Below are 24,980 nucleotides of genomic sequence, written 5' to 3'. Positions count from 1 at the left end.
ACTGTCTTCAGGTGAGGCTCAACTAATACCCCACAGTAAACCGCTGACGGGAATGCTTGGGCTGTTCGACTTCATCGAGCATGGCAATGGCGAAGTCGGCGAAGCTGATCCAGCTTTTGCCCTCTGTGTTGATCAACAGATGGTCAGTACCCAGGCGGAACTTGCCCGTGCGCTCGCCTTCCACAAACTCGGCCGAGGGTGACAGGAAGCTCCAGTCCAGGTCGTTTTCAGCGCGCAAGGTGTCGAGATAGACGCCACCCGCCGTGGCCTCCGGCCTGTACTCGTCGGGGAAACCCGGGCTGTCGATGACCTTGGTGTCGCCCGGCAACAGCAGCGAACCCGCACCGCCCACGAACAACAGGCGCTTGACCCCGGCTTTTTTCACCGGTTCGATGATGGCCGAAGCAGGCAGCGTCGAGAAATGCGCCGCGCTGAGCACCACGTCATGCCCGGCGACGGCGTCTTGCAGTGCCTGGGCGTCGTTGATGTCCACATCCCTGGTCACCACCCCGGCACGCTCGCCCAGTTTGGAGGCATGGCGGGCAATGGCGGTGACGCTGTGACCACGGCGCAGTGCTTCTTCCAGCAGTTGGCTGCCGGCACGACCGGTAGCCCCGATAATTGCAATTTTGCTCATGACACTCTCCTGTTGAATTGATTGCCCGGCTTTACATCACCACTTCATCTCGCCCTTGGCCACCTTGGCGCTGAGCTCCAGCGAAGACTCTTCGCCCAGCTGCGGGTAACGCTTTTTCATCGCGGCGATCAGCTCGCCCGAGTCCTTGGCCTTGACGGTTTCTTCGTCAAACGCCTTGATGTAATCGCGGGTGAAATACACGGCTTTCAACGAATGGTCGCTCTGGCCCAGGTAATGGCCCGGCACCACGATTTTCGGTTGCAGGCTGTCGATGCGCTTGAGGGTGGCCAGCCATTGCTTGTGGGACTGTGGCGTCTGGGTATCGGCCATCCATACGTGCAGGTTGTCAGCCACCACTACGCCACCGACCACGGCTTTAAGCGACGGGATCCATACAAACGTGCGATCCGGCTGGCGCCCGGTGAGGCCGACCACATCCAGTTCACGCCCTTCAAGGTCCAGGGTATTGCCCTTCAGGACCTGCGGCACAATCACTTTGCCCGGTACATCGGCACCCATTTTCGGCCCCCAGAACGCCAGCTTGGCGTCTTTGGTTTCGTTGATATGTGCAACCGTAGGCGCCGAGGCCACGACCTTCGCGTCGGGGAATGCCTGGGTCAGGGTTTCAAGGCCAAAGTAGTAGTCCGGGTCACCGTGGCTGATGTAGATCGTGGTGAGGTGTTTGCCGCTGGCGCGAATCTTGTCGACCACCTGCTGTGCCTGGGCCTTGCCGAACTGGGCGTCGACCAGAATGGCGTCCTTGTCACCACTGACCAGCACCGAAGACACGGGAAATATCGCCGCCTCTCCAGGGTTGTAAACGTCCAGGGTCAAAGGCGCCGGGGCGGCAGCGGCATGCGCTGCAAAACCCAGCACGACTGCGCTGAGGACGAAACGGCGAAGGGTCGAAAATCCAGTCATGGGGAGGTTCCTGAGTCAGTGGCCAGAGTCGGCAATGAACAGAGCTTAGTTGCACGATCCCCAACTAAAAATGCGATGCTTGAACATAGTTTGTTTCAGATATCGGGCAGATCATGGATCGTCTTATTGCAATGCGGGTGTTCGTCACCGTCGTCGACCTCGGCAGCCAGTCCGCAGCAGCCGACCACCTGGACCTGTCGCGCCCTGTGGTGTCGCGCTATCTGGCGGAGCTTGAAGAGTGGGTGGGCGCACGCTTGATGCACCGCACCACGCGCAAGCTGAGCCTGACCGCGGCGGGCAACGAAACCCTGCCCCGCTGCCGGCAACTGCTGGAACTGGCTGACGACATGCAGGCCGCCGTGGATGTGCCCAGTGATGCGCCACGCGGGCTGCTGCGCATCAGCGTCAGTACCTCCTTCGGGCAGGCGCAATTGGCCGCAGCGGTCACCGACTACGTCAGGCTCTACCCCCAGGTCAGCATCGATATGCAAATGCTCGACCGCACGGTGAACCTGGTGGACGAACGCATCGACCTGGCCATTCGTACCAGCAATGATCTGGACCCGAGCCTGATCGCCCGCAAGCTGACCGTCTGTCGTTCAGTGCTTTGCGCGTCCCCGGCGTACCTGCGTGAACATCCGGCGCCACGGCAGGTCGACGACCTGAGCCAGCACAACTGCCTGACCCACTCCTATTACGGCAAGAGCCTGTGGCACTTCACCCAACACGATGAAGAGCTGTCGGTCCCGGTACAGGGCAATATCAGCGCCAACGAAGCCAGCACGTTACTGAGCGCCACCCTGTCTGGCGCAGGGATTTCACTGCTGCCCAGCTATCAGGCCGGGGTGTATGTGCACCGTGGCGAACTGGTGCGCCTGCTGCCCGAAGCAGAGCCTCGCGTGATGAACATTTACGCGGTGTACGCCTCACGCAAGCACATGCCCGCAACGTTGCGCAGCATGCTCGACTTTCTCGCCGCACGTTTTACCGATGAGCCCGCGTGGGATAGAAACCTGTAGTCACTGCCGAGGAACAGGCAATTATTTTGTGGGTGTAGTCCATTTAGAGGATGAATAGCCGAGTGACCGCTCGTACAACTGGCAGTGCAACAACCTGGGTCTGAACTAGCCTCAAAGCTATGACGTCAAGGGAGTAAACACCGTGACCACCAAAACAAAAACAAGATGCATGACCGTGTTTATCATTTTTGCTGCCGCTGTCCTGTTTGCGGGGGCTTGCTACAGAGCCGAGCAAACCCGGCAAGCAGCCGGATTTACCGCCAGTTGTGATGGCGGGCATTGCAATGCCATGTTTAGCGCTTTGAGATAAGGACGCCCTAGGGTCTGTTGACGACGCGGCTCACAACCAAACGTCAACAGACCCTGGGGCATCAGGTCGGGCTGACACTGTCAGTCCGCCCTTTTCGAAACGCACTGGGCGACGTCCCGCTCAGGCGCCGAAAAAACCGCGCAAAATATGCCGGGTCGGCAAAGCCCAGACTGTCCGCCACTTCGCTGATGGTCATGGGCGTGTAGATCAAATGTCGCTTGGCCTCCAGTATCAGCCGTTGATGGATGATCTGCAGCGCCGACTGCCCCGCCAGTTCGCGGCAGATGCTGTTCAAGTGCGCCACTGAAATCCCCACCTCATGCGCCAACTGCTCAACACCGGGTTGCTCACAAAAGCGCTGCTCGACACGCTGATTGAACAGGCTCAGGTACTCGCGCCCGCGCTGCGGCAGCTGCTGCGCCTCACGCTGCTGAATGACCTGACGCGCGACCCACACCAGCAGCACGCTGATCAACGATTGCAACAACATGTCCCGGGCGGGCTGCGCGCTGACGTATTCACGTTGCAGCTCACTGAAGAGGTTGTTCAGGTAATCGCGATCCTTGCCCGCCGGGTAACTGGCGACCCGTTGCAGCAAGCTGATTGACCCGCCCAACCGTGCTTGCAGCTGGGCGACCAGCGGCGCCGCCAATGTCAGCACAAACCCTTCAACGTTCGGCGAAAACTGAAACCCGTGCACGGACAACGGCGGGATCACCTGAATCGCCGATTGCTCCAGGACATGGCACTGGCCTTCGACTTCAACCTGCGCCCGCCCCTTGTGGACGTAGAGTAACTGGCACAAGTCAGCATGCCGGTGGGGGCGAATCTCCCAATCGTGGACACGGCTGCGTAGCGAAATGGTTTCACAGTGCAGCAGATCGGGGCTGAGCCAGTCTTGCTGCTCGCCGTAAAGCTTGAACACCGGGATTGAAGGATTCATCGAGGCTGAACCTTAAGTTTCACCAAAGGCCGATAATCGCACCGATTAGCGAAAAGTACCGGTAATGACGCCGTTATCACCTTCTATTGCCTCTCTCGCAAGCGAAAAATACAGGCACAAACTTATAAGAATCATCTCGTCCCACAGGGCCGAGGCTGCGCGAGAGAACAATAATGAGAACTCAAGTCGCTATTATCGGCGCCGGCCCTTCCGGCTTGCTGCTGGGCCAACTGCTGCACAACGCCGGTATCGATAACATCATCATCGAACGCCAGACCGGCGATTACGTACTCGGCCGGATTCGCGCCGGGGTGCTGGAGCAAGGCATGGTCGACCTGTTGCGCCAGGCTGGGGTCAGCCAGCGCATGGACGCCGAAGGGCTGGTTCACGATGGCTTTGAACTGGCGCTGGATGACCGCCAGGTGCATATCGACCTCAAGGGCCTGACCGGCGGCAAAACCGTGATGGTCTACGGCCAGACCGAAGTCACCCGCGACCTGATGGCCGCACGCGAGGCCGTCGGGGCACAAACCCTGTACAGCGCCAGAAACGTCCAGCCCCACGGGATGAAAACCGATGCGCCTTACGTAACGTTCGACAAGGACGGCGAAAGCTGGCGCCTGGACTGCGATTACATTGCGGGCTGTGACGGTTTTCATGGCGTGGCGCGTCAATCGATTCCGGGCGATGTGCTGAAAGTGTTCGAGCGTGTGTACCCCTTCGGCTGGCTCGGAGTGCTGGCTGACACCCCGCCGGTCAACGACGAACTGGTGTATGCCAGACACGAACGCGGCTTTGCCCTGTGCAGTCAGCGCTCGGCCACCCGCAGCCGTTACTACCTGCAAGTTCCGGCCGGGGAAAAGGTTGAGGACTGGTCTGATCAACGTTTTTGGGACGAACTGAAAGCCCGCCTGCCCAGGGCGCTGACAGAACGCCTGGTAACAGGGCCCTCCATCGAAAAAAGCATCGCCCCGCTGCGCAGTTTTGTGGTCGAGCCAATGCAGTACGGGCGAATGTTTCTGGTGGGCGATGCCGCGCACATCGTGCCGCCCACCGGGGCCAAGGGCTTGAACCTGGCGGCCAGCGATGTCAGCACGCTGTTCAATATTTTGCTCAAGGTCTATGCCGAAGGCCGCACAGAGCTGCTGGAACGCTATTCCGAGATCTGCCTGCGGCGCATCTGGAAGGCTGAGCGGTTCTCATGGTGGATGACCTCGATGCTGCACCGTTTCCCCGACAGCGACGGCTTCAGCCAGCGCATTGCCGACAGCGAACTGGCGTATTTCGTCGGCTCCGAAGCGGGCCGTACCACCATTGCGGAAAACTACGTCGGCCTCCCTTATGAGGCTATCGAATAGCAGGCTATCGAGTAGACTAGCGGCATTCCGCCACAGGTTTGCCGCCCAAAGGTGTTTTCGTGACCAGCCTGAATCAGCCGTCCCAGACCAAGCCCGCCATTCGCAGCATTCTGATCGCCCTGATGCTGGCGATTTTTCTGGGGGCGCTGGATCAAACCATCGTCGCCGTCTCCATGCCTGCCATTTCCGCCCAATTCAAGGATGTCAGCCAACTCGCGTGGGTGATCTCGGGCTATATGGTGGCCATGACCGTGGCCGTGCCGATCTACGGCAAACTCGGCGACTTGTATGGGCGCAGACGCCTGATGCTGTTTGGCATGGGGCTCTTTACCCTGGCCTCGCTGTTTTGCGGGCTCGCGCAGAACATGGAGCAGCTGGTACTGGCGCGGATCATTCAGGGGATTGGTGCTGGCGGGATGATCTCGGTAAGCCAGGCGATCATTGGCGATATCGTGCCGCCTCGCGAACGCGGACGCTATCAGGGTTATTTCAGCAGCATGTATGCGCTGGCCAGCGTCGCCGGACCCGTGCTGGGCGGCTATATGACCGAGTATCTGTCATGGCGCTGGGTATTTTTAATCAATTTGCCGCTGGGGCTGGCGGCCTTGTGGATCTCCCATCGCACGCTGGTCGGGTTGCCTGTCCCGCAACGAAAACCGATTATTGACTACCTGGGCACGATGCTGATGATCGTAGGCCTGACGTCACTGTTGCTGAGCATCACGTTTATCGGCCAGGGGCACAGCTGGCGCGATGATCAGGTCGCCGGGTTTCTGGCCGTTGCGCTGATCGCGCTGGGGCTGTTTGTGTGGCACGAACGCCGCACGACAGAGCCCTTGTTGCCCATGCACCTATTTGCCAATCGCAATGCAGTGCTGTGCTGGTGCACGGTGTTTTTCACCAGTTTCCAGGCCATTTCCCTGATTGTGCTGATGCCGCTGCGGTATCAGAGCATCACCGGCGCGGGTGCCGACAGCGCAGCCCTGCACCTGCTGCCCCTGGCCATAGGCTTGCCGATGGGGGCCTATTTTGCCGGGCGCATGACCTCGGTAACCGGGCGCTACAAACCGATGATTTTAAGCGGTGCGGTGCTGATGCCTCTGTCCATCCTCGGGATGGCTTTCAGCCCGCCGAGCGCCGAGTTGTTGAGTGGCGTGTTCATGCTTTTCAGCGGGATCGCTGGCGGCATGCAATTTCCGACTTCGCTGGTGGGGGCGCAGAACTCGGTGCACCAGCACGACATTGGCGTGGCGACCAGCACCACCAATCTGTTCCGCGCGCTAGGCGGTGCGATGGGGGTAGCCTTGATGTCGGCCCTGCTGCTGGCGTTGCTGCATGACTCATTGCTCGCGCCTGCTGGCGGTCAGCCACTGCTGGGGGAAGGCAGCTCGGGCAATGTGCTGCTGGACGGGTTGAACGCCGTGCAAGGCCCGGCACTGGATGACCTGCGTGCAGAGCTGCTGCTGACCTTCCGCCACCTGCTGACCATCAGCGCAGCGGTTTCACTGCTGGGGCTGGCTGCGGCGCTGGCGATGCCCAATCAGGTACTGCGCGGGCGTGAAGACAAGGCGCTGTAGCCAAAAGTTAAAGCCCCTCACCCTGGCTCTCTCCTGGAGGGCCGGGGTGGGGGTAAAACAGTCAACGAAGACTCAAGGCCTGGCGCTGATCTGCTTTTGCAGGTTCTGGACCTGGCTTTGCAGGGTATTGATGTTGCGCGTCATTTGGGCACGGAACACGTCAAACTCGGCAGCATTGGCGCCCTGGGCAGGTGCCGGGCGGTTTTCCATCTCGCTTTTGAGCACGATCATGTCTTGCTCCAGTCGCTCCACCGCCGAACTCGGATTGCCCTGTTTTTTCAAGGCTGTCACGTCCGCCACCTGTTGCGCGACACTGGCCTTGAGCGCCGCCAACTCAGTGCCCAGGTTTTTCATCTCGGTTTCAAGCCGGGTCTGGGTTTCTTTCTGAGCCGTCACTTGCAGCAACATCGCGGCATTGATTTGCTCAAAACGCTGGTCCAGATCGCCCTGCTGCCCCGCCACCAACCCTTGCTGGCGCTTGCTCTGCTCAAGCAGTTGCTCTTCGAGCTGCTTGATCTGCAATTTCAAGGCTTCGCTGCCGTTGTTGATCGTCGACTCGCTGGCCACCACTTTGCCGGAGATCGCCTGCAACCGCCCCGCTGCTTCTTCGCTGATGCGCGCAAAGCTCTCCTGGGTTGCCACCAGTTGCTGCTCCATCAGTGAAATCTGTTGGAAGCTCCACCACCCCAGCCCGGCAACAGCCAGCAACAAAGCGCAGATCAACGTCCACAGAGGACCGGTGCTCGGGCCCTTGACCTTGATCACCGGGGTGTTGCGCGAGTACACCGTGGTGCGCTCACGAGCACCGGCTGTCGACGCCAACTCATCATGGTCATGCGCATCGGCGCGCAGGGTCGGGACATCGTCAAAGTCGTCGCGGGCATCGTTACGCATGGCAAAACCTTTTTTGAAGCTTTAGAGGTAGCGGCAAGTGGTTAACGGTAGGGCGATTCCTGAGCTTTCCACCAGCCGCAAAATTCATCCAGCGCGGCCCACAGACTGACTTTTGGGTCGTAGTCGAGGTAATGCCGCGCGCGGCTGATGTCGAGGGTAAAGTCTTTGTCCATGATCTGCACGCCCAAACGCGAGAGTGTCGGTTCAGGCTGCCCCGGCCACAGCTTGCAGGCTGCCTCGTTGAGAGCACCCCGGCAGTAGGCCAGCCCGTAGCCGCGGTAACGGGTGACTTGCGGCACGTTCATTTGGCGCATCACGTAATTAATCACATCCCACAACGGTATCGGCGTGCCGTTACTGATGTTGTAGGCCTTGCCCAACGCCGAGCCGGTCGTCAGCAGGCTGCTCATCAACGCCTCGCTAAGGTTTTGCACGCTAGTGAAGTCGACCTTGTTCAGGCCATTGCCCACAATGGCCAAACGACCTTTGCGCTGCAATTTCAACAAGCGCGGGAAGAGGCTCATATCCCCCGCTCCGGTCACAAAGCGCGGCCGCAGGGCGACCACTTCAAGGCCGAACTCCTGGGCGCCGAAGACTTTTTGCTCTGCCAGGTTTTTGGTCGCGGCATAGGGGTGCCTGAAGCGCCGGGGCAACTGGTCTTCCGTCAGGTCCGTGTGCCCACGTCCGTCGAAGTACAGCGCTGCCGAAGACAAATGCACCAGCCGCCGTACACGCTGCTTCAAGCAGGCTTCAACCACGTTTTCAGTGACCAGCACGTTGTCACGATGGAAATCCTGATAGCGCCCCCAGGCGCCCATGTGGCCGGCACAGTGCACCACCGCATCGACATCGACGCACAAGTCGCGTACCAGCAGGCCATCGGTCAAATCACCCGGGATAAATTCAGCCCCACGTCGCACCAGGTGCTCAACACCTTCAGCGCGTCGCCCGCTGACCCGAACGTCAAAGCCGTGCTCCAGGGCAAAACGCGCAAAGCGTCCGCCAATAAAGCCGCTCGCGCCGGTGACCAGAATCTTCATCAATCGCTCCAAATGCTGTAATTCTTGTTGCTTGCTCTTTAAACGCCGGTTGTCAGGCCAAAGGCACTAACCAGCGGGCTGCCGAACGGGATAAATGTTCGGTCAGTTGACCCAGCAGTTGTCCGCCATTGCGCCAATGATGCCAGTACAGTGGCACGTCGATGGGTTTATCTGGCAAAAGCTCCACCAATATTCCGTTTGCCAGCTGCTCGCGCACCTGCAACTCAGGCACCAGCCCCCATCCCAGGCCTGCCTCGGTCAGGCGGATAAACCCTTCGGAAGACGGGCACAAATGGTGCTCGAACCCGCCATCCACGCCCAGTGCAGCCAAATAGCGATGCTGCAGAAAATCATCCGGCCCGAACACCAGCGCCGGCGTCTTGGGCAGCAGTGCGGCGCTCACCCCGTCAGGAAAATGCCGGGCAATAAACGCCGGGCTCGCCAGTGCCCGATAGCGCATGGCGCCCAGCAGCACGCTGCGGGCCCCGGCTACCGGTCGCTCACTGGCACACAGGCAGGCGGCAACTTCACCGGCGCGCATGCGTTTGAGGCCAACGGTCTGATCCTCGACCACCAGGTCCAGCAACAGATGCTGCTCGGCGCAGAAGTCCCCCACCGCCGGGGCCCACCACGTGGCCAGGCTGTCTGCATTCAAGGCGATCCGCAGGCGCTCGGGCAAGCCTTCTTCGTCCAGCGCAGGCACAGCACTTTGCAGGTCACGCTCGAGCAGGCGCACTTGCTGCACATGGTTGAGCAAGCGGCGGCCAATCTCGGTCGGGGTCGGGGGCGATGCCCGCACCAGCACCGGCTGGCCGATGCGGGCTTCGAGCAATTTGATGCGCTGGGAGATGGCCGATTGTGACAAGCCAAGCACTTGCGCCGCCCGTTCAAAACCGGCTTGTTCCACCACGGCGGCCAGGGCCGAAAGCAATTTATAGTCGAACATCAGTTTTCCTAATGAGCGATCAGCAATATTGGTTTTTCTTATACAGCCAAGCACCCGACAATAGCCAGCAGTAACCCTCTCTCCCGCCTGCAGCACGACGAGTAATCCTTATGTGGCAAAGCTACCTTAATGGCCTGTTGGTCGCGTTCGGCCTGATTATGGCCATCGGCACTCAAAATGCCTTCGTGCTGGCGCAAAGCCTGCGCCGCGAACACCATCTGCCCGTGGCGGCATTTTGTGTGGTGTGTGACGCCTTGCTGGTGGCGGCCGGGGTATTTGGCCTGGCGACAATCCTGGCGCAAAACCCGTTGCTGCTCAGTGTTGCGCGCTGGGGCGGCGCAGTATTTTTGCTGTGGTACGGCACCCAGGCACTGCGCCGTGCGTTTTCCAGATCCAGCCTTGAACAATCGGCTGGCCAGACTGCACGCTCACTCAAGGCGGTGATGCTCAGCGCACTGGCCGTCACCCTGCTCAACCCCCACGTTTACCTCGACACCGTCTTGCTGATCGGCTCACTCGGCGCACAACAGAGCGTACCCGGTGCCTATGTGGTGGGTGCGGCCAGCGCCTCGCTGCTGTGGTTTTTTACCCTGGCACTGGGCGCCGCATGGCTGGCACCGTGGCTGGCCCGCCCGAACACCTGGCGTGTACTGGACTTGCTGGTGGCGGTGATGATGTACGCCGTGGCGGTGCAGTTGATTGTTTCGGGCTGAAGCGAAGCCCTCCAAAAACACCCGCCAACACTGATCTGTTTTTTCCATAGATCATGAGCAAACGTCTATCCCACACAGTTGCCGCGTGGTTAAGCCGGCACCCCGGTGCTATGATCCAGCCCCTGCGCCGCAAAGAGTAAAAACTCTTCGGCGCGTGTTTGGCCGCCCGTGATCGGCCTTGCGCTCATCGCAACTGACCTGATTAGGAGAATCATCATGGCTTTCGAATTGCCGCCGCTGCCGTACGCACACGATGCCCTGCAGCCGCACATCTCCAAAGAAACCCTGGAGTTTCACCACGACAAGCACCACAACACCTACGTCGTGAACCTGAACAACCTGGTGCCAGGCACCGAGTTCGAAGGCAAAACCCTGGAAGAGATCGTTAAAACCTCTTCGGGCGGTATCTTCAACAACGCCGCTCAGGTCTGGAACCACACCTTTTACTGGAACTGCCTGGCGCCAAACGCCGGCGGCGAACCAACTGGCGCGCTGGCTGATGCCATCAACGCTTCGTTCGGCTCGTTCGACAAGTTCAAAGAAGAATTCAGCAAGACTTCCATTGGCACCTTCGGCTCCGGCTGGGGCTGGCTGGTGAAGAAAGCTGACGGTTCCCTGGCCCTGGCCAGCACCATCGGCGCCGGCAACCCGCTGACCAGCGGCGACACCCCGCTGCTGACCTGCGACGTTTGGGAACACGCTTACTACATCGACTACCGCAACGTGCGTCCGAAGTATGTTGAGGCGTTCTGGAACCTCGTAAACTGGAAGTTCGTTGCTGAGCAGTTCGAAGGCAAAACCTTCACCGCTTAAGCCCGGCTACAGATAAAAAACCCGGCATTGCCGGGTTTTTTTTGCCCGATTAAAAGTGCCAAAATCCCTGCCCGGAAAGTTTGCGCCAGCTAAGATCAACCCATTGGATTTTTTAATCTGTGCCTCAAGTTCAAGGGGGATTTACCGACACAGTAGCGATCGTCAACCCTGCGTGATTGTGCCTTGCACACCCGCAAAAAAACTCCCCATACAAGGCCACAGGCTTTACCGGCAAGACACAAGGAAGAGCACTTTGAAGCTGCAATTCAAGAACAGCTTGTCACTGAAGTTGCTCCGGATCGTGCTGCTGTCAGCACTGGTCGTAGGGTGCGCACTGAGCTGCGCGCAAATTGTGTTCGATGCCTACAAAGTCCGACAGGCCGTGACAGTTGACGCTGAACGTATTCTGGACATGTTTCGCGACCCTTCGACCCAGGCGCTGTACAGCCTGGACCACGACATGGCCATGCAGGTCGTCGAAGGCCTGTTCCAGGATGATGCCGTGCGCCAGGCCTCCATCGGCCACCCCAATGAAACGCCCCTCGGCGAAAAATCACGGCCACTGCAACAGTCTTCGAGCCGCTGGGTAACCGACCTGATTCTGGGCCAGGAGTACACCTACAGTATTCCGCTGGTGGGCCGGGGACCGTATGGCGAGTACTACGGCGACCTGAGCATTACCCTCGACACCGCCACTTACGGAGAAGGCCTGTTGGCCAACTCGGTGATCCTGCTGATCTCCGGCCTGTTGCGCGCCCTGCTGATGGGGATGGGGCTGTACCTGGTGTATCACTACTGGCTGACCAAACCGCTGTCGAAGACTATCGGGCACCTGACCAGCATCAACCCGGACCGCCCCAGTGAGCATGTGATCCCTCTGCTCAAGGGCCACGAACACAACGAGCTGGGGGTTTGGGTCAACACTTCCAACCAGTTGCTGGCCTCGATTGAACGCAATAACCGTTTGCGTCATGAAGCCGAAAACTCCTTGCTGCGCATGGCGCAATACGACTTCCTGACCGGTCTGCCCAACCGTCAGCAATTGCAGGGGCAACTGGGCAAGATCCTGACCGATGCCGGTCGCTTGCAACGCCGGGTCGCCGTGCTGTGTGTGGGCCTGGACGATTTCAAAGGGATCAACGAGCAGTTTGGCTATCAAACCGGCGACCAGTTGCTACAGGCCCTGACCGATCGTTTGCGCGCCCACAGCGGAAGCCTGGGTGCCCTGGCACGTCTGGGCGGGGACCAGTTCGCCCTGGTCCAGGCACATATCGAGCAACCCTACGAAGCGGCCGAACTGGCCCAAAGCATTCTGGATGATCTCGAAACGCCGTTCAGCCTTGACCAGCAAAACATCCGCCTGCGTGCCACCATCGGCATCACACTGTTCCCCGAAGATGGCGACACCACCGAACAGTTGCTGCAAAAAGCCGAACAAACCATGACCCTGGCCAAAAGCTACTCGCGCAGCCGATACCAGTTTTATATCGCCAGCGTGGACCGCGAGATGCGGCGTATGCGCGAGCTGGAAAAAGACCTGCGCGAGGCCCTGTTGTGCAATCAGCTCTCTCTCGTCTACCAGCCACAGATCCGCTACAGCGACCACCGCGTGGTCGGCGTCGAAGCACTCTTGCGCTGGCATCACCCCGAGCACGGCCTGGTCCCGCCCGATCTGTTTATCCCTCTGGCCGAAAAAAACGGCAGCATCATTGCCATCGGCGAATGGGTACTGGATCAGGCCTGCCGCCAGCTGCGCGAATGGCTCGACCTGGGCTACGGTGAGCTGCGCATGGCCGTCAACCTGTCCACGGTGCAGTTGCACCACGTCGAACTGCCGCGGGTGGTCAACAACCTGATGCAGCGCCACCGCCTGCCTGCGCGCAGCCTGGAGCTGGAAGTCACCGAAACCAGCCTGATGAAAGACATCAGCACCGCCGCCCAGCACCTGTTGAGCCTGCGCCGATCCGGGGCATTGATTGCGATTGATGATTTTGGCACCGGCTACTCGTCGTTGAGCTACCTCAAAAGCCTGCCGCTGGACAAAATCAAGATCGATAAAAGTTTTGTGCAGGACCTGATTGATGATGGCGACGATGCCACCATCGTGCGGGCCATCATCCAGCTCGGCAAAAGCCTGGGCATGCAGGTCATCGCCGAAGGCGTCGAAACCCCCGAACAAGAAGCCTATGTGATCGGCGAAGGCTGCCATGAAGGCCAGGGCTATCTGTACAGCAAACCCCTAGGCGCGCGGGAGATGGTCGCTTATCTAAAGCAGTCACGACGTGGCAAGACAGTGATTATGTAAATCCATGTTTCTTGATTCGCGAAAGATCCGGTGTAGAGCCAAAGTAAATAAGAAATATTTACAACAGTAACCCTTTACACAAAATGCATATCTTTCGCATTATGTGGCAGTTTTGCGTGCACCCGCACGCTTGTCCCATCTCTCGAAGCAGGATTTTCGCCATGATTCGTATGCCTCTGGCTACCGCCAGTCTGCTGGCCATTGCTATCTCACTCGCCGGTTGTGGCGACAAGGACAAGGAAAAAACCGCCGCGACACCTGCGCCGGCAGCAGCCACCAGCAGCGCGACGCCAGCCGCTGACATCAGCGCTGCAAAAGTCGATGAAGCCGCCGCCAAGGCCGTTGTCGCGCATTACGCAGACATCGTTCACGCTGTGTACAGCGATGCTGAATCCACCGCGAAAAACCTGCAAACCGCTATCGATGCGTTCCTGGCCAAGCCGAACGACGACACCCTCAAGGCCGCCCGTGCAGCCTGGATCGAAGCCCGCGTACCTTATCTGCAGAGCGAAGTGTTCCGCTTCGGCAACACCATCATTGACGACTGGGAAGGCCAAGTGAACGCCTGGCCCCTGGACGAAGGCCTGATCGACTACGTTGACGCCAGCTACGCCGGCGCACTGGGTAACCCGGGCGCCAGCGCCAACATCATTGCCAACACCCAGATCCAGGTCGGCGAAGACAAGATCGACGTCACCGAAATCACCCCGGAAACCCTGGCCAGCCTGAACGAGCTGGGCGGTTCCGAAGCCAACGTGGCTACCGGCTACCACGCTATCGAATTCCTGCTGTGGGGCCAGGACCTCAACGGTACAGGCCCGGGTGCAGGCAACCGTCCAGCGTCCGACTACCTAGAAGGCGAAGGCGCTACTGGCGGCCACAACGACCGTCGTCGTGCCTACCTCAAGGCCGTGACCCAACTGCTGGTCAGCGACCTCAACGAAATGGTCGGCAACTGGGCACCCAACGTTGCAGACAACTACCGCGCCACCCTTGAAGCCGAGCCGGTGAAAAATGGCCTGCGCAAAATGCTGTTCGGCATGGGCAGCCTGTCGCTGGGCGAACTGGCTGGCGAGCGCATGAAAGTCTCGCTGGAAGCCAACTCGCCTGAAGACGAGCATGACTGCTTCAGCGACAACACCCATAACTCGCACTTCTACGACGCCAAGGGCATCCGTAACGTGTACCTGGGTGAGTACCTGCGCACTGACGGCACCAAGCTGACCGGCCCAAGCCTGTCGTCGCTGGTAGTGGTCGTTGACCCGGCTGCAGACGCTACGCTGAAATCCGATCTGGCCGACACCGAAGCCAAGATCCAGGTCATGGTAGACCTCGCCAACAAGGGCGAGCACTACGACCAGTTGATCGCTGCGGGCAACGAAGCGGGCAACCAGGTAGTACGTGACGCCATCGCCGCCCTGGTCAAACAGACCGGTGCCATCGAGCAAGCCGCTGGCAAGCTGGGCATCACCGACCTGAACCCGGACAACGCCGATCACGAGTTTTGATCCGCAGCGTTTGAGTGAATGAAAAAAGGCGACCTTCGGGTCGCCTTTTTTTGTGGGCCGCCTCCTGTAGCTTTAGTCTCGGCAGCGGTTACAGGGTCATTAGTCTGCTATAGCCACAGCAAACGCTAATCCCTCTTATTTCAATTCACCTTCCCTGCTAGACTTTACGCCCTCGATTTTGCTCGCTGATCTGGACGCTTGATGCCTTCGTTGCCTCTTCGCCTGTCTCTGCTGCTGATGGCCCTGGGCCTTGGCGGTTGTGATGATGCGCCGCGCTTTACCAAACCCGAGCCCGGCGAAGCCCGCTCCGGCGGGGCTACTACGGTGCGCAAAACCGATCACAACGCGTTTTCCATGCCCTCGGCCAACCTTGCGCCCACCCGGCGTCTGGACTTCAGCGTCGGCAACAGCTTCTTCCGCAACCCTTGGGTGATCGCGCCCGCCACCACCACCGCCCGTGATGGCCTGGGCCCGCTGTTCAATACCAATGCCTGCCAGAACTGCCACATCAAGGACGGTCGCGGCCACCCGCCCGCCCCCGGCGCCAAAAACGCGGTCTCGATGCTGGTTCGCCTGTCGATCCCCAACGATCCTGTGCTGGCCAAGCTGATCGAACAGGTCGGGGTGGTCCCGGAACCGACCTACGGCGGCCAGCTGCAAGACATGTCGGTGCCCGGTGTTGCTCCGGAAGGCAAGGTGCGGGTCGATTACGAGCCCGTCTCCGTACGCTTCAAGGACGGCACGGAAGTCGAGCTGCGCAAACCCGCGTTGCAGATCACCCAATTGGGTTATGGCCCAATGCACCCCGAAACGCGCTTCTCGGCACGCATTGCTCCGCCGATGATTGGCCTGGGTTTGCTTGAAGCGATCCCTGAGGCGGCGATTCTGGCCAATGCCGACCCTGAGGACAAAAACCGTGATGGCATCGCCGGGCGCCCCAATCAGGTGTGGGATGACGCACAGCAAAAAACTGTCCTGGGTCGATTTGGCTGGAAAGCCGGGCAACCGAACCTCAATCAACAGAATGTTCACGCCTTTTCTGGTGATATGGGGCTCACTACATCCCTGAGACCGTTCGATGATTGCACCCCGGCCCAGACTGACTGCCTGCAAGCGCCCAACGGCAATGGCCCTGATGGCGAGCCGGAGGTCAGCGACAACATTCTGCGGCTGGTGGAGTTCTACACCCGCAATCTGGCCGTGCCCGCCCGCCGCGATGTCGGCTCGCCCCAGGTACTGGCCGGTAAAAACCTGTTCTACCAGGCCGGGTGCGCGTCGTGCCATACACCAACGTTCACCACGTCAGCCAACGCCGCCGAGCCCGAACTGGCCAATCAGGTCATTCATCCGTACAGCGATCTGTTACTGCACGACATGGGCCCTGGCCTGGCTGACAACCGTACCGAATTCGCCGCCTCTGGCCGCGACTGGCGCACGCCGCCGCTGTGGGGCATAGGTTTGACCCAGGCGGTCAGTGGCCACACCCAGTTTTTGCACGATGGCCGTGCACGCAATCTGCTGGAAGCCGTGCTCTGGCATGGCGGCGAGGCAGAACCGGCCAAGCAACAGGTTTTACGCTTTAATGCCGAGCAGCGCGCTGCGTTGCTGGCGTTCCTGAACTCTCTTTAAACGCCTTACAAGATCGGGGACCCCGACATGTTTCGACCCAAGCTTTTGTTCACCAGCCTCGCTGCTATCGCCCTGGCCGCCTGCTCGCCACAAGACCCGCAAGCCGTAACTTCGGCGGCGATCGCCAAGCAAGTGATTTTGCCGACCTACAGCCGCTGGGTTGAAGCCGACCGCCAATTGGCTGTCAGCGCTCTGGCCTACTGCGAAGGCAAGGAAACCCTTGAGACGGCCAGAGCCGACTTCCTGCATGCGCAAAAAGCCTGGGCCGAGCTGCAGCCTCTGCTGATCGGGCCTTTGGCCGAAGGCAATCGCGCGTGGCAGGTACAGTTCTGGCCAGACAAGAAGAACCTGGTCGGCCGTCAGGTCGAGCAACTGGTGATCGCCCAGCCGCAGATCGATGCCGCCGCACTGGCCAAGTCCAGCGTTGTGGTACAGGGCCTGTCCGCCTACGAATACATTCTGTTCGACAGCAATATCAACCTCGCTGACGATACGCAAAAGGCCCGCTACTGCCCGCTGCTTACCGCCATCGGTGAACGTCAAAAGCAACTGGCTGAAGAGATCCTGGCCAGCTGGAACAGCACTGACGGCATGCTCGCGCAAATGAGCAAGTTCCCGAACCAGCGTTACGCCGACTCCCACGAAGCCATTGCTGATGTGCTGCGCGTACAAGTGACCGCACTCGACACCCTGAAGAAAAAACTCGGCACGCCAATGGGCCGCCAGAGCAAGGGCATCCCGCAGCCGTTCCAGGCTGATGCGTGGCGTAGCGAGTCGTCGCTCAAAAGCCTGGCCGCCAGCCTGGCCGCCGCCCAGACCGTATGGACCGGTGTCGACAACAAAGGTTTGCGCGGCCTGTTGCCTGCCGAACAAAAGCCATTGGCCGACAAGATCGATGCGGCCTACACCGCTTCTCTCAAACTGTTTAACGACAATCAGCGCTCGCTCAACGAACTGCTGGCTGACGACGCCGGCCGTGCCCAGCTCGACGCCATCTACGACAGCCTGAACGTGGTTCACCGCCTGCACGAAGGTGAACTGGCCAAGGCACTGGGTATCCAGCTGGGTTTTAACGCCAACGACGGCGATTGATAAAGGAAGGCTCGATGATGCGCAGGCAAGCTCTCAAGCTCGGCAGTTTACTGCTGAGCGCCATGACGCTGGGTGGCTGGTCGCTGTTTAAACAAAAAGGCCAGAGCCCGCTGCTGCTCAGTGCCCGGGACGATGGGGACGGCAATCATTTTGCGGTCGGCTATCGTCTGGACGGCACCCAGGTCTTCAGCACCCGGGTCGGCCAGCGCTGCCATGACATCATCAACCACCCCACACTGCCCATTGCACTATTTGTAGCGCGGCGCCCCGGCACCGAAAGCTACCTGATCGGCCTGGCAGACGGGCAGTTGCTGCAAACCCTGACCTCCCTGCCCAATCGGCATTTTTATGGCCACGCCGTGATCCATAAAGACGGCGAGTGGCTGTACACCACCGAAAACGACACCACCGACCCGGGCCGCGGGTTGCTGGGGGTTTATCGCTTCGAGGGCGAGCGTCTGGTTCACAGTGGCGAAATCCCCACCCACGGTGTAGGCCCGCATCAAGTGTCGTGGATGCCTGACGGCGAGACGCTGGTGGTGGCCAACGGCGGGATTCGCACCGAGGCCGAAAGCCGGGTCGAGATGAATCTCAATGCGATGGAGCCCAGCCTGGTACTGATGCAACGTGATGGCACCTTGCTTAGCAAGGAAACCCTGAGCCAGCAGATGAACAGCGTGCGACATCTGGGCATCGCCAGCGACGGCACGATCGTCGCCTGTCAGCAGTTTATGGGGGATGCCCATGAGCTTTCCGAATTGCTGGCCATCAAGCGTCCTGGCCAGCCGTTTGAACCCTTCCCGGTGGCCGAGCAACAACTGCGCGCCATGGGTCATTACACGGCCAGTGTTGCGGTCCACAGCGAGTTGCGGCTAGTGGCACTGACCGCTCCGCGGGGCAATCGATTCTTTGTGTGGGATCTGGACAGCGGCGACCTGCGCCTGGATGCGCCCTTGCCGGATTGTGCAGGGGTGGGTGCGGTAAAAGACGGGTTTGTGGTCACGTCCGGCCAGGGCCGTTGCCGTTTCTACGATTGTCGCCAGAGCAATCTGACCGCCATGCCATTGGATTTGCCGTCCGGGCTGTGGGACAACCATTTACACGTCATGCAAGGGTAAATCCCGCATGAGCTGGCGAAGGCTGTGATATTGAACCTTGAAAATCGCAGCCTTTGTCAGCCCCTGCAGGCTGTAACCACCATTATTTGCGCAAACCCTGGGTCATGCCAAACATAAACAACAGCAGGTCGTGATCGGGTTTTGCCACTACCGCCACTTTCACTGCTCGCGGCAGCGGGCAATGAGCCCCTGTTTGCGCGGTGCTTAACACTTGGGTCACAGGTTGCTCCCAAGCGGCTAATGCCACGCCAGCAATGGCCAGAGCGCCCAGCAGAAACAAACTTCGTGCTATTTCTCGCCTCATCACCGTAAACCTTTGATAGCGCTGCCAAACACTGTTTTATAAAAGTAGTTCAGTTTGTTCCAGTCGGTGGAATTCCACGACGAATGGCGGCGTAGCTGTTTTAGATCGTGGGAAGCTGCTTTATGGGCGGTCAGACGTTGCCGGCTTTTTTCGAGATCCAGCAAAGCCACGTCTATCTGCGCACTCTCGCCGTGCCCCGTGACCCGTACAAAAACATGTTTTGCGTACAGGCAGCCATGTTGCCAGCGGCCCAGATGCATCCGTGCCAACGTATGGCCAATGGCTTCAAGTACGCGGTCATGCACCGCTTCACCCAGACGCTCGCGTTCTCCGGCGGCGTACCAGTTGTCGATTTCGACAAAGCCGTCCAGGGCGACGGTGACCAGCAGGGCGCGCCATTGCTTGTCAGCCCCTTGCTGGGCACCACAGAACACCAGTCCAGGAACACCGACCGATAAACGGTCCATGGCCAGCAGCGCATCACGTTCGCGCAGTACCGTGGGACGACCCAGCGGGTAACGCCAGCTACGGTAGGTATGGCCCACTTGGCGCTTGGCATAGAGCAGGCGCCCATTGGCATCGTGAACCCGTTGCACACCACTCTCACCCCCACGACGCTGGTTGGGTTCTTCAACCCATTCACCGCTTTGATTCCAATAGAACTCAAAACGGTCTTCGGTCGCAGAGGGGGATTGCTGTGCACATTCAACGGTCATGATTACCTCTTTCTTAATACGTAAACCCGCCACATCGCGTAGAGCGGAATAAAGTCCAAATGTTCCTGAACGGTGAACCCGGCCTTTTTAAACTCGGATTCGACTGTAGCAGCTGGTAACACAAAGCGATTTTGGTAACCGTCCTGCTCTGCCTCGGCAGCACGCTCGCGCTCAAGACGCTTGCGTTTCCAGGCCTTGAAATTGCCATCAACCCACAACGAAATAATCACGCTGTCCCGGCTGACGCGATGAAGCTCCCGTAATAGAGCCATCCGGTGGCTTGCATCGCCGATATGGTGCAGCAGGCGCATGCAAAAGATGCTGTCGACCGAGTTATCAGGCATGTCTATTTCAAATGCAGACGTCTGCAAGCGCCGTACCCGTTTGACCACATCGGCCGGTTGCGCCAGCGCCGCTACCTCCAGCATCGATGCCGAGTTGTCTGCACCGATGATTTCGCGGCTCGGCATTTTCGCCAGCAACGGCCAAAAACGGCCCGCGCCACAGGGCAAGTCCAGGACAACCGCAGGCTCGCCGGCCAAGGCCAGAGCGCGCCGTGCCAACTGCTCATCACGCATGTGCGAGAGCCGTCGGGCCAGTCCGTCCTGGTGCTTGATCAAGTATTCAGCCGCGTGCTGTTGATTGTACTTTTCAGAAAATTTGAGCTTGATGATGGGGCTCATAAAAGTGCTCCTGAGATATATAGGCAATACCTTAATCAGGAGAACGTTTGCGTCAGGTCATCATCAGGTGAAAATTTCGTCCTCTCGCCCGGGCAAGTATTTCAAGGTTTTACAGGCTGAGAATGGTGGCGCGGGGCCATGCTTGAACCCGCGTTTTTAGAGTAAAGCAGCCTGCAGGGCGCAGGCCACTTGAGGGTTTCAGGCGTCGGCCGGATCAAGCTCGACGTGAAACCGGCAGCCGTTGGGCTCCATCGTGGTGAGGGTCACACGCCAGCCCTGGCTGTCGCAGATCCGCTGAACCAGTGACAGACCCAGCCCGAGGCCTTCGCCACGTTTTTCGCTGCCGCGAACAAAGGGCTGGAACATGGCCTGACGCTTTTCTTCCGGGATACCGACACCACTGTCTTCCACCACAAAGCCGCTGGGCTCAAGGGTCAACCGGATAAAGCCGGTGTCGGTGTAATGCAATGCATTGCGCAGCAAGTTACCCATGACCGCGTGCAGGAAAGTGGCGTTATAGCGGGCATCGAGCGGGTTGCCCGGGTCATAAATCAGCTCCAGACCCTTGGCCTCAATGGGCTCACGCCACAGGCTGATCAGGCCTTCGGCAACGGTTGAAAGAGTCACCGTGGGCGACATGCTGGCATCTTCATGTTGCGCTCGGGCCAGCATCAGGAAGGTCTGCACCAGTTCGCGCATCTCTTCACAAGCGCGCGATATGCGCTCCACCTGTGAGCGACTGCGCTGGTCCAGTGACGGGTTTTCCAGCAACAGCTCGCAGGAACTTGCCAGAACCATCAAGGGTGTACGCAGCTCGTGGCTCACGTCACTGGTGAACAACCGTTCGCGGGTCAGGGTGTCACGCAAGCGGCCCAGCGTGGCGTCGAACGCCACTGCCAACTCGCCCACTTCATCGGCCGCGTAGTCCGGCGCCAGCGGTGGTGCCAGCCCCAGCAACTGATCACGATGACGAACCTGGCGGGCCAGCCGCACCACCGGAGCCATTACCCGGCGAGCCAGGGTCCAGCCCAAAAAGACCGCCAGCGCCAGCGCCAGTACGAAACCGACCACAACCACGGCAAACAGCACGCGCTCGCGCTCTTCAAAATCGCTCTGATCTTGCAGCAGGACATATCGCCGGCCATCGACCACTTCAGCCATCGCGTGATACGACAACTGGTCACGAAACACTTCATGAAAACCCGGGTCCAGGTGACGCAGGTCTTTGGGCAACGCAAAGTCGCCCCGCCCGCCGCTGAAGTAAAACAGCTGGCTTGGCTTGGGCCGATGGTTCCAGTCGGCCACGTTGTCCATTAACAACAGGCGCTGCAAATCGCCGCCCAGCCCGGCCGAGATCAGCTTTTCTTCGACCAGATGCACGGTGGCAATAATGCCCACTGCGAATGTCCCCGCCACCAACGCACTCATCAAGGCAAACGCGATGATGATCCGCTGGGAAAGGCTTTGCTTAAACTCCATCGCGAATCTCGGCGAGGCGGTAGCCCACACCGTGTACGGTTTGCAACAAAGGCTTGTCGAACGGTTTATCGATCACTTGGCGCAATTGGTGTACGTGGCTGCGCAGGCTGTCGCTGTCCGGGCAGTCGTCGCCCCACAGGGCTTCTTCCAGCACTTCGCGGCGCAGTACGTGGGGGCTTTTTTGCATCAGCACCGCCAGCAGCTTGAGGCCCACCGGGTTGAGCTTGAGCAGGCGGCCTTCACGGGTCACTTCGAGAGTGTCGAGGTCGTAGCGCAACTCGCCGACCTGCAACTCGCGCCGGCCTCCGCCCTGGGCGCGACGCAGTACCGCCTCGATTCGCGCGGCCAGTTCCGACAGGGCAAACGGTTTGAGCAGGTAGTCATCTGCGCCAGACTTGAAACCTTGCAGACGGTCATCCAGCTGGTCGCGGGCAGTCAGCATGATGACCGGCGTATCGCGGCGGGCGTCTTCGCGCAGGCGTTTGCACAGGGTATAGCCGTCGATACCGGGCAGCATGATGTCCAGCACGATCAGGTCGTAGTGCTCGGTAGCCGCCAGGTGCAAACCTGACAAACCGTCCTGCGCGCAGTCAACGGTATAGCCTTTTAGCCCCAGGTAGTCCGCCAGGTTGGCGAGGATATCGCGGTTGTCTTCAACCAATAGAATTCGCATGGGCACATTGTCTCCGTTCGCAGTTACGGCCGTCTTGGCCCGCGCAGCTTAAGGCCAAGCACCGCGCAGGGCCAGCACCGCAGGGCGCTCAAACGATTTAGTTAGCGCTCTCACATAAATGACATTTTTTTTACTCTCGGTTCACAAACTCAATACAGTAGCGCCCGCACACTCACGCCCCCCTGCGTTTAAGGAAAAACAACAATGCGTCTGCTGCATACCGCGCCTATGCGCTACCTCCTTCTGTTGACTGGCTGTTGGCTGGCGACGTTCCTGATTACCCGAGGCGTTTTGCTGGTCACCCATCTAGGAGAGGCCGGAAACAACTGGCTGCCGGTGTTTGGTATTGGCTTGTTGTATGACCTTGGCTTTTTGACCTATGCCGCCCTGCCGCTGGGCCTGTATCTGCTGTTGTGCCCCCCTGCCCTGTGGCGTCGACGTGGCCATCAGTGGTTCCTGCAAGGCCTGCTGACCGTCAGCCTGTTCGCCATGCTGTTCACCGCCGTGGCCGAGTGGCTGTTCTGGGATGAATTCGGGGTGCGCTTCAACTTTATCGCCGTGGACTACCTGGTCTATTCCGATGAGGTGTTGAACAACGTGCTGGAGTCCTACCCGATCGGCCTGCTGCTCAGCGGCATCGCCCTGACGGCCGTGGTATTGAGCCTTGCCCTGCGCAAACCGTTCAAGGCCGCGATCAATGCTCCGCTCCCGGCCTTTCGTATGCGCATCGCCACCTTCGCCGGCCTGCTGCTGGTAGCCGGTCTGAGCCTGCAACTGCTTGACCAGGATGGTCCCCGAGGCCAGGGCGGTAACGCCTATCAGCATGAGCTGGCAAGCAACGGCCCGTATCAGTTCTTCGCCGCGTTCCGTAACAACGAGCTGGATTACCAGCAGTTTTACGCGAGCCTGCCCAACGACGTGGTGGCCAAGCAATTGCGCAGTGAGCTGGCTGAACCCAACGCGACCTTTGTTGGCCAGGACCCGCTGGATATTCGCCGCAACATCGACAACCCCGGCACTGCGCGCCAGCCCAACATTGTGCTGGTCACCATCGAAAGCCTCAGCGGCAAGTACCTGGGCAGCAACGGTGATGGCCGCAACCTGACGCCAAACCTCGATCAGCTGCGCAAAGAGAGCCTGTACTTCAACAACTTCTATGCCACCGGCACTCGTACCGACCGTGGTCTGGAAGCCATTACCCTGGCCATTCCACCGACACCGGGCCGCTCGATCGTCAAGCGCATCGGCCGTGAAAGCGGTTTTGCCAGCCTGGGCCAGCAACTTAACGCCGTGGGTTATGACAGCGTATTCGTATATGGCGGCCGCGGTTATTTCGACAACATGAACGCGTTCTTCAGCGGCAACGGCTACCGTGTCGTCGACCAGAGCAGCGTGAATGAAGCCGATATCCACTTCAAAAACGCCTGGGGCATGGCTGACGAAGACCTGTACCGCGAAACACTGAAGCTGGCCGATGCCAACTATGCGCAACAAAAGCCGTTTCTGCTGCAGTTGATGACCACCTCCAACCACCGTCCGTACACCTACCCTGAAGGCCGCATCGACATCAAGTCGGGTAACGGTCGTGACGGCGCGGTGAAATACACTGACTACGCCATCGGTCAATTCCTCAAGGATGCGCGTAACAAGCCGTGGTTCGACAACACAATCTTTGTGTTCGTGGCAGACCACACCGCCGGCAGTGCCGGCAAAGAAGACTTGCCGATCACCAACTATCAGATCCCGCTGTTTATCTATGCGCCAAAACTGATCGAAGCCCGTGAGGAATCGCAACTGGCCAGCCAGATCGACCTGGCGCCGACCTTGCTCGGTTTGCTGAACCTGGATTACCAGTCGACGTTCTTCGGTCGCAACCTGCTGCAGGACAACCCGCTCCCGCCACGAGTGGTGGTGGGCAACTACCAGCACCTGGGCCTGTTTGACGGTAAAGACCTGGCGATTCTCAGCCCGCGTCAGGGCCTGCGCCGCCACGACGAAGCGCTGACTGCCAGCATTGAGTCCCGCGTACCGGCGACCGATCCGTTGATTGAACGGGCGATCACCTACTACCAGGCCGCCAGCCATGGCTACAAGCAACAACTGTTGGGCTGGAAGCCGGTGAAATTGGCGCCGGTGCAGGCAGCAGCGCAATAATTTGAGTGTGCAGGAGCCAGCTTGCTGGCGATGCAGGCAGCTCGGGCTGCCTGACTCACCGCACTGATGCTATCGCCAGATCAGCTCCCACAAAGCAAAAAAAAGCCCCGCACGGTTAACCGTGCGGGGCTTTTGCGTATCGGGGTAA

The 24,980-nt window shown here is 59.5% G+C and carries 22 protein-coding genes; 11 read left to right on the top strand and 11 right to left on the bottom strand.

Features of this window, described 5'->3' with window-relative positions:
- Positions 1–22: 22 nt before the first annotated feature.
- Positions 23–637 carry an NAD(P)-dependent oxidoreductase gene (locus tag BLW11_RS09705; RefSeq protein WP_048358916.1) on the bottom strand — a complete coding sequence of 205 codons (615 nt, stop codon included), beginning with the start codon at positions 635–637 and terminating at the stop codon, positions 23–25.
- Between the two features lie 36 nt (positions 638–673).
- The gene (locus tag BLW11_RS09700; RefSeq protein ID WP_048358917.1) at positions 674–1,558 is read right to left on the bottom strand and encodes an MBL fold metallo-hydrolase; all 885 of its coding nucleotides are present in this window, start codon (positions 1,556–1,558) and stop codon (positions 674–676) included.
- A gap of 113 nt (positions 1,559–1,671) precedes the next feature.
- On the opposite strand from BLW11_RS09700, the gene BLW11_RS09695 reads away from it, so the two are divergent.
- Positions 1,672–2,577 (top strand): LysR family transcriptional regulator, encoded by a 906-nt coding sequence (locus BLW11_RS09695; protein WP_048358918.1) that lies wholly within the window; start codon positions 1,672–1,674, stop codon positions 2,575–2,577.
- A gap of 371 nt (positions 2,578–2,948) precedes the next feature.
- On the opposite strand, the gene BLW11_RS09690 is transcribed toward BLW11_RS09695, so the two are convergent.
- Positions 2,949–3,830: a helix-turn-helix domain-containing protein gene (locus BLW11_RS09690; RefSeq protein ID WP_048358919.1), complete on the bottom strand. Its 882-nt coding sequence runs from the start codon at positions 3,828–3,830 to the stop codon at positions 2,949–2,951.
- 173 nt (positions 3,831–4,003) lie between these two features.
- Here BLW11_RS09690 and pobA point away from each other — a divergent pair, with 173 nt between their 5' ends.
- Together pobA and BLW11_RS09680 are read left to right on the top strand one after the other, a co-directional pair.
- Positions 4,004–5,188 (top strand): 4-hydroxybenzoate 3-monooxygenase, encoded by a 1,185-nt coding sequence (gene pobA / locus BLW11_RS09685; protein ID WP_048358920.1) that lies wholly within the window; start codon positions 4,004–4,006, stop codon positions 5,186–5,188.
- 59 nt (positions 5,189–5,247) lie between these two features.
- Positions 5,248–6,765, top strand: a complete 1,518-nt coding sequence (locus BLW11_RS09680; protein WP_048358921.1) for an MDR family MFS transporter — start codon at positions 5,248–5,250, stop codon at positions 6,763–6,765.
- 72 nt (positions 6,766–6,837) lie between these two features.
- Here the strand turns inward: BLW11_RS09680 and BLW11_RS09675 are convergent, their stop codons facing one another.
- The 3 genes from BLW11_RS09675 to BLW11_RS09665 are packed head-to-tail and all read right to left on the bottom strand — an operon-like array spanning position 6,838 to position 9,645.
- The gene (locus BLW11_RS09675; protein ID WP_048358922.1) at positions 6,838–7,659 is read right to left on the bottom strand and encodes an ATPase; all 822 of its coding nucleotides are present in this window, start codon (positions 7,657–7,659) and stop codon (positions 6,838–6,840) included.
- A 41-nt stretch (positions 7,660–7,700) separates the two neighbouring features.
- Positions 7,701–8,699: an NAD-dependent epimerase/dehydratase family protein gene (locus tag BLW11_RS09670; protein ID WP_048358923.1), complete on the bottom strand. Its 999-nt coding sequence runs from the start codon at positions 8,697–8,699 to the stop codon at positions 7,701–7,703.
- A 52-nt stretch (positions 8,700–8,751) separates the two neighbouring features.
- On the bottom strand, positions 8,752–9,645 hold the full coding sequence (locus BLW11_RS09665; protein WP_048358924.1) for a LysR family transcriptional regulator ArgP: 894 nt from the start codon (positions 9,643–9,645) through the stop codon (positions 8,752–8,754).
- A 110-nt stretch (positions 9,646–9,755) separates the two neighbouring features.
- Here BLW11_RS09665 and BLW11_RS09660 point away from each other — a divergent pair, with 110 nt between their 5' ends.
- From BLW11_RS09660 to BLW11_RS09630, 7 genes are all read left to right on the top strand, one after another.
- Complete coding sequence (locus tag BLW11_RS09660; RefSeq protein WP_048358925.1) at positions 9,756–10,358, top strand: LysE/ArgO family amino acid transporter; 603 nt, start codon at positions 9,756–9,758, stop codon at positions 10,356–10,358.
- 216 nt (positions 10,359–10,574) lie between these two features.
- A complete protein-coding gene (locus BLW11_RS09655) occupies positions 10,575–11,171 on the top strand; it encodes a superoxide dismutase (protein WP_048358926.1) in 597 nt (198 codons plus the stop codon).
- Between the two features lie 253 nt (positions 11,172–11,424).
- Complete coding sequence (locus tag BLW11_RS09650) at positions 11,425–13,476, top strand: putative bifunctional diguanylate cyclase/phosphodiesterase (protein ID WP_048358927.1); 2,052 nt, start codon at positions 11,425–11,427, stop codon at positions 13,474–13,476.
- A gap of 161 nt (positions 13,477–13,637) precedes the next feature.
- Positions 13,638–14,984, top strand: a complete 1,347-nt coding sequence (locus BLW11_RS09645; RefSeq protein ID WP_048358928.1) for an imelysin family protein — start codon at positions 13,638–13,640, stop codon at positions 14,982–14,984.
- Positions 14,985–15,185: 201 nt separating this feature from the next.
- Positions 15,186–16,613, top strand: a complete 1,428-nt coding sequence (locus tag BLW11_RS09640; RefSeq protein WP_048358929.1) for a di-heme oxidoreductase family protein — start codon at positions 15,186–15,188, stop codon at positions 16,611–16,613.
- 27 nt (positions 16,614–16,640) lie between these two features.
- On the top strand, positions 16,641–17,705 hold the full coding sequence (locus tag BLW11_RS09635; RefSeq protein ID WP_048358930.1) for an imelysin family protein: 1,065 nt from the start codon (positions 16,641–16,643) through the stop codon (positions 17,703–17,705).
- A 14-nt stretch (positions 17,706–17,719) separates the two neighbouring features.
- Positions 17,720–18,823 (top strand): DUF1513 domain-containing protein, encoded by a 1,104-nt coding sequence (locus tag BLW11_RS09630; protein ID WP_048358931.1) that lies wholly within the window; start codon positions 17,720–17,722, stop codon positions 18,821–18,823.
- A gap of 82 nt (positions 18,824–18,905) precedes the next feature.
- Here the strand turns inward: BLW11_RS09630 and BLW11_RS09625 are convergent, their stop codons facing one another.
- From BLW11_RS09625 to colR, 5 genes are all read right to left on the bottom strand, one after another.
- Complete coding sequence (locus BLW11_RS09625; RefSeq protein ID WP_048358932.1) at positions 18,906–19,127, bottom strand: hypothetical protein; 222 nt, start codon at positions 19,125–19,127, stop codon at positions 18,906–18,908.
- The gene (locus BLW11_RS09620) at positions 19,127–19,843 is read right to left on the bottom strand and encodes a lipopolysaccharide kinase InaA family protein (protein WP_048358933.1); all 717 of its coding nucleotides are present in this window, start codon (positions 19,841–19,843) and stop codon (positions 19,127–19,129) included. The genes BLW11_RS09625 and BLW11_RS09620 overlap by 1 nt, the downstream gene beginning before the upstream one ends.
- Positions 19,844–19,845: 2 nt before the next feature.
- Complete coding sequence (locus BLW11_RS09615; protein ID WP_048358934.1) at positions 19,846–20,526, bottom strand: class I SAM-dependent methyltransferase; 681 nt, start codon at positions 20,524–20,526, stop codon at positions 19,846–19,848.
- A 198-nt stretch (positions 20,527–20,724) separates the two neighbouring features.
- Positions 20,725–22,005, bottom strand: a complete 1,281-nt coding sequence (locus BLW11_RS09610) for a sensor histidine kinase (protein ID WP_048358935.1) — start codon at positions 22,003–22,005, stop codon at positions 20,725–20,727.
- Positions 21,995–22,678: a two-component system response regulator ColR gene (gene colR, locus BLW11_RS09605; RefSeq protein ID WP_048358936.1), complete on the bottom strand. Its 684-nt coding sequence runs from the start codon at positions 22,676–22,678 to the stop codon at positions 21,995–21,997. Before colR ends, BLW11_RS09610 begins: the two co-directional genes overlap by 11 nt.
- Positions 22,679–22,882: 204 nt before the next feature.
- Here colR and BLW11_RS09600 point away from each other — a divergent pair, with 204 nt between their 5' ends.
- A complete protein-coding gene (locus tag BLW11_RS09600) occupies positions 22,883–24,832 on the top strand; it encodes an LTA synthase family protein (protein ID WP_048358937.1) in 1,950 nt (649 codons plus the stop codon).
- Positions 24,833–24,980: the final 148 nt, after the last annotated feature.

Source organism: Pseudomonas deceptionensis, assembly GCF_900106095.1.
Classification (GTDB): domain Bacteria; phylum Pseudomonadota; class Gammaproteobacteria; order Pseudomonadales; family Pseudomonadaceae; genus Aquipseudomonas; species Aquipseudomonas deceptionensis.
The sequence above is the reverse complement of the archived record's forward strand: the minus strand, read 5'-3'. Positions and strand labels throughout refer to the sequence as shown.

Excerpts from the sequence above, each read along its gene's own strand:
- BLW11_RS09705 (WP_048358916.1), bottom strand. The coding sequence starts at position 637 with ATGAGCAAAATTGCAATTATCGGGGCTACCGGTCGTGCCGGCAGCCAA.
- BLW11_RS09700 (WP_048358917.1), bottom strand. The coding sequence starts at position 1,558 with ATGACTGGATTTTCGACCCTTCGCCGTTTCGTCCTCAGCGCAGTCGTG.
- BLW11_RS09695 (WP_048358918.1), top strand. The coding sequence starts at position 1,672 with ATGGATCGTCTTATTGCAATGCGGGTGTTCGTCACCGTCGTCGACCTC.
- BLW11_RS09690 (WP_048358919.1), bottom strand. The coding sequence starts at position 3,830 with ATGAATCCTTCAATCCCGGTGTTCAAGCTTTACGGCGAGCAGCAAGAC.
- pobA (WP_048358920.1), top strand. The coding sequence starts at position 4,004 with ATGAGAACTCAAGTCGCTATTATCGGCGCCGGCCCTTCCGGCTTGCTG.
- BLW11_RS09675 (WP_048358922.1), bottom strand. The coding sequence starts at position 7,659 with ATGCGTAACGATGCCCGCGACGACTTTGACGATGTCCCGACCCTGCGC.
- BLW11_RS09670 (WP_048358923.1), bottom strand. The coding sequence starts at position 8,699 with ATGAAGATTCTGGTCACCGGCGCGAGCGGCTTTATTGGCGGACGCTTT.
- BLW11_RS09665 (WP_048358924.1), bottom strand. The coding sequence starts at position 9,645 with ATGTTCGACTATAAATTGCTTTCGGCCCTGGCCGCCGTGGTGGAACAA.
- BLW11_RS09660 (WP_048358925.1), top strand. The coding sequence starts at position 9,756 with ATGTGGCAAAGCTACCTTAATGGCCTGTTGGTCGCGTTCGGCCTGATT.
- BLW11_RS09655 (WP_048358926.1), top strand. The coding sequence starts at position 10,575 with ATGGCTTTCGAATTGCCGCCGCTGCCGTACGCACACGATGCCCTGCAG.
- BLW11_RS09645 (WP_048358928.1), top strand. The coding sequence starts at position 13,638 with ATGATTCGTATGCCTCTGGCTACCGCCAGTCTGCTGGCCATTGCTATC.
- BLW11_RS09640 (WP_048358929.1), top strand. The coding sequence starts at position 15,186 with ATGCCTTCGTTGCCTCTTCGCCTGTCTCTGCTGCTGATGGCCCTGGGC.
- BLW11_RS09635 (WP_048358930.1), top strand. The coding sequence starts at position 16,641 with ATGTTTCGACCCAAGCTTTTGTTCACCAGCCTCGCTGCTATCGCCCTG.
- BLW11_RS09630 (WP_048358931.1), top strand. The coding sequence starts at position 17,720 with ATGATGCGCAGGCAAGCTCTCAAGCTCGGCAGTTTACTGCTGAGCGCC.
- BLW11_RS09625 (WP_048358932.1), bottom strand. The coding sequence starts at position 19,127 with ATGAGGCGAGAAATAGCACGAAGTTTGTTTCTGCTGGGCGCTCTGGCC.
- BLW11_RS09620 (WP_048358933.1), bottom strand. The coding sequence starts at position 19,843 with ATGACCGTTGAATGTGCACAGCAATCCCCCTCTGCGACCGAAGACCGT.
- BLW11_RS09615 (WP_048358934.1), bottom strand. The coding sequence starts at position 20,526 with ATGAGCCCCATCATCAAGCTCAAATTTTCTGAAAAGTACAATCAACAG.
- BLW11_RS09610 (WP_048358935.1), bottom strand. The coding sequence starts at position 22,005 with ATGGAGTTTAAGCAAAGCCTTTCCCAGCGGATCATCATCGCGTTTGCC.
- colR (WP_048358936.1), bottom strand. The coding sequence starts at position 22,678 with ATGCGAATTCTATTGGTTGAAGACAACCGCGATATCCTCGCCAACCTG.
- BLW11_RS09600 (WP_048358937.1), top strand. The coding sequence starts at position 22,883 with ATGCGTCTGCTGCATACCGCGCCTATGCGCTACCTCCTTCTGTTGACT.